General features: G+C 66.9%; 3 protein-coding genes and 1 pseudogene. 1 reads left to right on the top strand and 3 read right to left on the bottom strand.

All coding sequences use genetic code 11. The features are described from left to right. From ASC78_RS07695 to ASC78_RS07685, 3 genes and pseudogenes are all read right to left on the bottom strand, one after another. Nucleotides 1-2,458 (bottom strand): annotated as a pseudogene (locus tag ASC78_RS07695) (two-partner secretion domain-containing protein); the annotation flags it as partial. Nucleotides 2,459-2,729: 271 nt separating this feature from the next. Then, entirely contained in the window at nucleotides 2,730-3,983 is a 1,254-nt protein-coding gene (locus ASC78_RS07690) for an NRAMP family divalent metal transporter (RefSeq protein WP_157634411.1), read from the bottom strand. 53 nt (nucleotides 3,984-4,036) lie between these two features. Beyond that, nucleotides 4,037-4,951 carry a LysR family transcriptional regulator gene (locus tag ASC78_RS07685; RefSeq protein WP_055798732.1) on the bottom strand — a complete coding sequence of 305 codons (915 nt, stop codon included), beginning with the start codon at nucleotides 4,949-4,951 and terminating at the stop codon, nucleotides 4,037-4,039. A 79-nt stretch (nucleotides 4,952-5,030) separates the two neighbouring features. Between ASC78_RS07685 and ASC78_RS07680 the strand changes: the two genes are divergently transcribed. Next, the gene (locus ASC78_RS07680; protein WP_055798817.1) at nucleotides 5,031-7,190 is read left to right on the top strand and encodes a thiamine pyrophosphate-dependent enzyme; all 2,160 of its coding nucleotides are present in this window, start codon (nucleotides 5,031-5,033) and stop codon (nucleotides 7,188-7,190) included. The last annotated feature ends 9 nt before the right edge of the window (nucleotides 7,191-7,199 follow it).

Below are 7,199 nucleotides of genomic sequence, written 5' to 3'. Positions count from 1 at the left end.
GTGATCGCGGCCTGGCTGGTGGTGACGTTGCCCTGGGTGGCGGTGATGGCGATGTTGGCCGCGCTGGTCTTGCTCGATGACAGATCGACGCTCGCGCCCTGCAGCGTGGCATTGCCGGCCGCGAGGTTGGTGCCGTGGGCGACCAGCGCGCCACCGGTCGTGACCAGCAAGTCGCCTGCCGTAGCCAGCGTACCGTCGCTCTGGATGCCTGCGCCAAGCACGCCGGTGCTGCTGCCTTGCAGGCTGCCCGCGGCGATCGTCGTGTGGCGTCCGGCCGTGATGCTGCCGTCGTTGGTCAGTGTGCCGCCGACCGCCACGGTCGCATCGTTCGCGCCGCGCAGGCTGCCGCCATTAACCAGCGAACCGGCCTGCACATTGAGATCGGTGGCCGCACCGATGATGCCGCCGCTGCCGTTGAGGAGCTGGTTCGCCACCGCGAGCTGCACACCGGCCTGCGCCGATTGGATGCTGCCCTGGGTGTTCGAGAGAGAGCCGGTGTGGAGGGTCAGGGCCTGGTTGGAGACGAGTGTTCCGGCGTCGTTGACGGTGGTTCCGGCCACGTTCGCGCTCAGGCTGCCCGTCGCCGAGATCGTTCCCCGTGTGTTCTCCAGCGTCCCGCCCACGGAAAGGTTCGCGTCGGTCGCGCTGGTCAGCACGCCGTCGGTGTTCACGAAGTCGCCGCTGGTGGCGATGTTCAGGCTGCCCGCGTTCAGCGTCCCTGCCGAGTTGTCGAAGGTGCCCAGATTGCCCGTGAACGCGCCGGAGACGTTGAGGGTGCCCCCGTGATTGGAAAAGCTCGGCTGGCTCAGCGCCATGCTGGCGACGCTCAGCGTACCGCCGTTGTTGATGACGTTCGCGCTTTGCAGCGTGATCGGGCCACCCCCGTAGATCTTGCCGCCGTCGTTGCGGATCGCGCCGGCGGCGGTGATGGTGCCCGGCTCGATTGGGGGTGGTGCGGGGGCGGTGGTCGTCGCCGAAGTCGTTCCGCTGGTCGTCGTGGAGGTGGTGCCGGATGTCGAGCCCGTGCCGGTGGTGCCGCCTGACGTGGTGCCCGTGCCGGTCGTTCCTCCCGTTCCATGGTCGTCGTGGAGGTGGTGCCGGATGTCGAGCCCGTGCCGGTGGTGCCGCCTGACGTGGTGCCCGTGCCGGTCGTTCCTCCCGTTCCAGCGGTCGGCGCCGGTGCGGGCTCAAGACCGATCACCCCGCCGCTGGTGTTGCTCAGCGTCGGCGCGGCAAGGGTCAGCGCCACGCCGCTGGTCTGACGGATGGTGCCGCCCCGGTTGTCGATGTCGCCAGCCGTGCTCGTGAGCTGGACGCCCTGGGCTTCGAGCGTGCCGCCCGTGCCATTGAGCGAGTTGGTGAGGTTGGCCTGCGTTGTGACCCTGAGGTTGCTGCCGCTCGAGACAGTGCCGCTGTTGGTGAATGCCGTTGCCGAGAGCTTCGCATCGGCCGTTGCCTGGATCGTGCCGATGTTCTCGAGTCGCCCGGCGCTGGTGACGATGAGCTGCCCTGCTCCTGCGAGAGCGGTGGTGCCCGGGGCGGCCTCGATGCTGCCGGCATTGCGCACGCCCAGGCCAGCTTCGGTGCCGATGAGCGTGATCTTGCCCGCGTACATGCCGCCGAGCGCAGCCACATCCAGGGCAAAGGTAGGCGCCGTGCCGCTGCCCGCCGTCGGTGTGACCTGGCTGTGGTCGGCGCTGATCTGGTTCGCGCCAGTGACAACCTTGAGCTCAGTCGCCCAGATGCCGGCGTTGGCTTCGACGGCGCGTGCGAGGATGGCTGCGTAGTCGGTCCGGCTGGCATCGAAGCCCGCGCCGTTGATGGTGATGGTGCCGCCGCGCACCAAGAAGCTGTCCAGGCCGCCGTACGCGTTGAACTGCGGCGTACCCGTGGTCAATGTCGTTCTCGACGCGTTGATGAAGCCAGCGCCGTCGACGTTGATGCCGGCCGGATTGGCAATCACCACTTCGGCGCGCTGCCCACCGACTTCGATGTAGCCGCGCAGCTGGCTGGGGTTGCCGCCGTTCACTTCGTTGAGAATGATGCGTGCGGCACCTGTGGCGAGATAAGGATTGCCCTGGACGATGCCGCCGAGCTGGGTCTGCACATTGGAACGGCTGTTGTTCAGGATGGCGCCGCTGGTGCCGACGTTGAAATCGCTGTAGACATTGCGCGAGACACCGGCGGCGCTCGGAGTTTGTATGTTGATGAGGGGCGTGCCGTTGGGCGCCACGAGCACGGTGGGGCGAAGGTTGCCGGGGACGTTCGGGGCGCCCGCGATCTGGGCCTGTCCAGGGAACGCGGCCAGCACACCGAAGAGCGCCACGGCCGCTGCTGCCGCACCGGCGCTTCCCGTGGCCTTGGAGGCACCCTTGCCAGCGCTGGTCGCCGCCTCGGGAACGACGACCCGCATGGCGCGCGCCGCGCTCCAGATCACCCTGAAAAAATTCTTATTCATCTCGTTCTTCTTCCCTGATCGCCCATGTGACAGCAACGCACGCTGCGAAAGCAATGTGCTGGGGCGCCGATGCGGGGCGCCCACATAAGGGGATTTTCGAATCCAGGGGCAGAAATAAACGTCAACAAACTGTGGCGCGCACAGATTCAGGCCGGAGACGCGGCTTATGTCACACCCTCAGTTTTTGCGATGAATGCTTAGGTTTGCCACCGGCGCATTCGGGTGTTGGGCGGCTGCCACGGGCTGAGCCGGTAGCCCATTGGCCCCCATCTCAACGCACCAGATCCCACCCCATCATCAGCGCCGCGAACCCCATCAGCGCCGTGCCGCCCCAGCCGAGCCAACGCGTGCGCCGCCCCGAAGTGAACACGCCCATCACCTTCTCGCGCGTCACCAGGACCATCATGGCCGCCATGATCGGCACCGCGACCACGCCATTGATCACGGCGCTCCAGTAGAGCGCCTTCATGGGGTCGATGGGCGTGAAGTCGAGCGCGGTGCCGACAAGCGTGGCGACCGCGATGATTCCGTAGAACTCCTTGGCCTCGCGCCAATGCCGCTCGAGCCCCTCTTCCCACCCGAAGGCCTCGGCCACCGCATAAGCGGCCGAGGACGCCAGCACGGGAACGGCCAGCAGGCCGGTGGCAATGATCCCTCCGGCAAACAGCCAAAAGGCGAAGTCGCCGGCCAGCGGCCGCAGCGCCTCGGCCGCCTGCGCCGCCGATGTGACGTCATGCACGCCCGCCGCAAACAGCACCGACGCCCCGACCACCATCACGAAGAACGCGATCAGGTTGGAAAAAGTCATGCCGATCCAGGTATCGAGCCGCACGCGCCGCAGGTCGCGCCGCACGTCGTTCTCGGTGCCGCGCTGGCCGCCCTTCAGCCGCAGCTCCTCGACTTCCTGCGAGGCCTGCCAGAAGAACAGGTAGGGCGAGATCGTGGTGCCGAGCAGCGCCACGATCATCATCCAGTAGTCCCCGCTCCACTGCAGCCGGGGCACGACCAGGTCGTGCAGCACCCGCGCCCACTCCACCTGCACCGAGAACACGGCCGCCACGTAGGCGAACAACGTGAGCGTCAGCCACTTGAGGATGTGGGCCAGCTTGCGGTAGGGCACAAACACCTGCAGCAGCACCGTGACCACGCCGAAGACCAGAGAATAAAAGTGCGCGCCGCCGCCCGCCACCAGTTGCATGGCTTCGCCCATGGCGGAGATATCGGCCGCGATGTTGATGGTGTTGGCCGCCACCAGCAGCGCCACCAGCACAACCAGGAAGCCGCGGGGCATGTGCTCGCGCATGTTGGCCGCCACGCCCTTGCCCGTGACCCGGCCGATGCGCGCCGACACCAGCTGGATCGCCACCATGAAGGGCAGGGAGAGAAACACCGTCCAGAGCAGGCCGGTGCCGAACTGCGCCCCCGCCTGCGTGTAGGTGGCAATGCCCGACGGATCGTCGTCCGCCGCACCGGTGACGACACCGGGACCTACGTGGCGCAGAAAGGAGGGAATGCGTTTCTTCATGGATGCCGCGATGGTGGCATCCGAGCCTGACCGCTGCATGAACGGGTCTCCCTTCAGGAACGTTCCGAGAACAGCGCCGTGACCACCTGGCGCAGCCAATGGTTGGCCGGATCGGCCTCGAAGCGCTTGCTCCAGTGCAGCGATACCGTGAAGTCGCGCAACGGAAAGGACGGCTCGACGATGGCATAACCGCCCTCTTCCGCGAAGCCGCGCGCAATGTTGCGCGGCATCACCGCGGCAAGGTCGGTGGCACGCACGATGGCCGGCAGCACCATGAAGTGCTCGGTCGTGAGGCGCAGGCGGTCTTCCAGGTTCAGCAGCTGCAGGATGCGTAGCGTGTCGGCATGCGTGCGCACCGCCACGTAGTCGAGCTCGTGCAGCGCCTCGAGCAGCGCCTGCCCGCTGCGCCGCCGCTTCGCGAAGGGATGCCCCTTGCGCAGCAGCACGATGTAGCGGTCTTTCAGCAGCTGGGCGCGCTGTGTGTCCTTCACCTTGGGGAGGAATCCGAAGGCGAAGTCGACCCGGCCGCTGTCGAGCGCCGCGCCAATGTCGCCGGTGGCCAGCGGCATCGTCTCTATCCGCACGCCCGGCGCCAACTCGCGCAGCCGGGCCATCAGCGCCGGCAGGAACCGGCCCTCTCCGATGTCGCTCATGTGGATGCGAAACAGCTTGCGCGTCGTGGCCGGGTCGAAGCGTTCGGGCTCTGCCAGGGCTTGCTGCAGCATGGCCAACGCGGCCTGCACCGGCACCGCCAGCCGTTCGGCCCGCGGCGTGGGCGCCACCCCGCCGGGGGTGCGCGTGAAGAGCGCATCGCCCAGCAGCAGGCGCAGCCGCGTGAGGCCGTGGCTGGCCGCCGGCTGCGTGAGGCCAAGGGCATCGGCCGCACGGCTCACGCTGCGGGCCCTGAAGACCGCATCGAAGAGCCTCAGCAGGTTGAGATCCAGCTTTTCAATATGCATGGCATTCATGTCGCATAGCTTGCTTATTTTATTGATGTATGGCGATTCGGCGGCCACACTGCGCAACCTCCAGAAGAAAAGAGACACGATGGAAGTTTCATTCAGCAAGGAAGTCGAGTTGCTGCGCCTCGGCGCCGGCGACACCTTCCACGGCGAGGGCATCCTCGCCATCACCAAGGGCCTGCTGCAATCCGGCGTGGCCTACGTGGGCGGCTACCAAGGCGCGCCGGTGTCTCACTTGCTCGACGTGATGGTCCAGGGCAAGGCCTACATGGACGAGCTCGGCGTGCACGTGGAGGCCTGCTCCAACGAGGCCTCGGCCGCGGCGATGCTCGGCGCGTCCATTCACTATCCGCTGCGCGGCGCCGTGACGTGGAAATCGATCGTCGGCACCAACGTGGCAGCCGACGCACTTTCCAACCTGTCGTCGCCGGGCGTGACCGGCGGCGTGCTGGTGGTGGTGGGCGAGGACTACGGCGAAGGCGCCAGCGTGATCCAGGAGCGCACGCATGCCTATGCGCTCAAGTCGAGCATGTGCCTGCTCGATCCACGGCCCGACCTGGGCGTGATGGTGCGCATGGTGGAAGAAGGCTTTCGCCTTTCGGAAACCTCGAACATGCCCTGCCTGATGGAGCTGCGCATCCGCACCTGCCACGTGCGCGGCAGCTTCGAGTGCAAAGACAACATCGCGCCCGCCGTGTCGACCCGCGCGCTGATGAGCGAGCCCGCGGGCTTCGACTACATGCGGCTCGCGCATCCGCCCGTCACCTTTCGCCATGAAAAACTCAAGGGCGACGAACGCATTCCCGCGGCGCGGCGCTACATCGTCGAACACGGGCTCAACGAACTGATCCCGGGCGGCCGGCATGCCGACCTCGGCATCGTGGTGCAGGGCGGGCTCTACAACGCGCTTGTCCGCAGCCTGCAGCAGCAGGGCCTCGCCGACGCATTCGGCGAGACGGACATTCCGATCCTGGTGCTCAACGTGACCTACCCGCTGGTGCCCGAACAAGTGGCCGACTTCTGCGTGGGCAAGCGCGCGGTGCTGGTGGTGGAAGAAGGCCAGCCCGAATACATCGAGCAGGACATTGCCACCCTGCTGCGCCGGCGCGACATCCAGACGCCGCTGCACGGCAAGGACTTGCTGCCTTCGGCCGGCGAATACGGCGTCGAGGTGCTCTCGGGCGGCATCGGCACGTTCGCGGCAAAGTACATTGAAGTCGGCGAAGCCTTGTCGTCGGCCGAGGCCTGGCTGGCCGGCAACAGAGAGCGTCGCGAGGCGGTGGCGCGCCAGCTCTCTACGCCCTTGCCCAACCGGCCGCCGAGCTTCTGCGTCGGTTGCCCCGAACGGCCGGTGTTCTCGGCCCTGAAGCTCGCGCAGCAGGAGACCGGGCCGGTACACATCGCGGCCGACATCGGCTGCCACGCCTTCGGCACCTTCGAGCCGTTCTCGATGGGCCATTCGATCCTGGGCTACGGCATGAGCCTGGCCAGCCGCGCGGGCGTGGCGCCGATGATGAATCGCCGCACGCTGTCGATCATGGGCGACGGCGGTTTCTGGCACAACGGACTTCTCACAGGCGTGCAGAGCGCGCTTTTCAACGACGACGACGCGGTGCTGCTCATCTTCAAGAACGGCTACACCTCGGCCACCGGCACGCAGGACATCATCTCCACGCCCGACGACGAAACGAAGGAACGCGCGGTCGACAAGCAGCAGAGCCTGGTCGACAAGAACCAGACCATCGAGGCCACGCTCACCGGCCTGGGCGTGAAGTGGATGCGCACCGTGACCACCTACGACGTGGAGCGCATGCGCAAGACGCTGACCGAGGCGCTCACCAGCGACTTCAACGGTCTGAAGGTGGTGATTGCCGAAGGCGAATGCCAGCTCGAGCGCCAGCGCCGCATCAAGCCCTGGATCGCCAGCCTCTTGAAAAAAGGCGAGCGCGTGGTGCGCGTGAAGTACGGCGTGGACGAAGACGTGTGCAACGGCGACCACGCCTGCATCCGCCTCTCGGGCTGCCCCACGCTCACGCTCAAGGACAACCCCGATCCGCTCAAGGTCGACCCGGTGGCCACAGTGATTGACGGCTGCGTAGGCTGCGGCCTGTGCGGCGAGAACGCGCACGCGGCCACGCTGTGCCCGAGCTTCTATCGCGCCGAGGTGGTGCAGAACCCGAAGTGGCACGAGCGCCTGCTGCATTCGCTGCGCGGCGCATTCGTGCGCGCCCTGCAACCCGCATGAAGGGCGAAG

The organism is Variovorax sp. Root318D1, assembly GCF_001424835.1.
GTDB lineage: Bacteria > Pseudomonadota > Gammaproteobacteria > Burkholderiales > Burkholderiaceae_C > Variovorax.
Note: the sequence above shows the minus strand (reverse complement) of the source record. Positions and strands in the feature narration are given on the sequence as shown.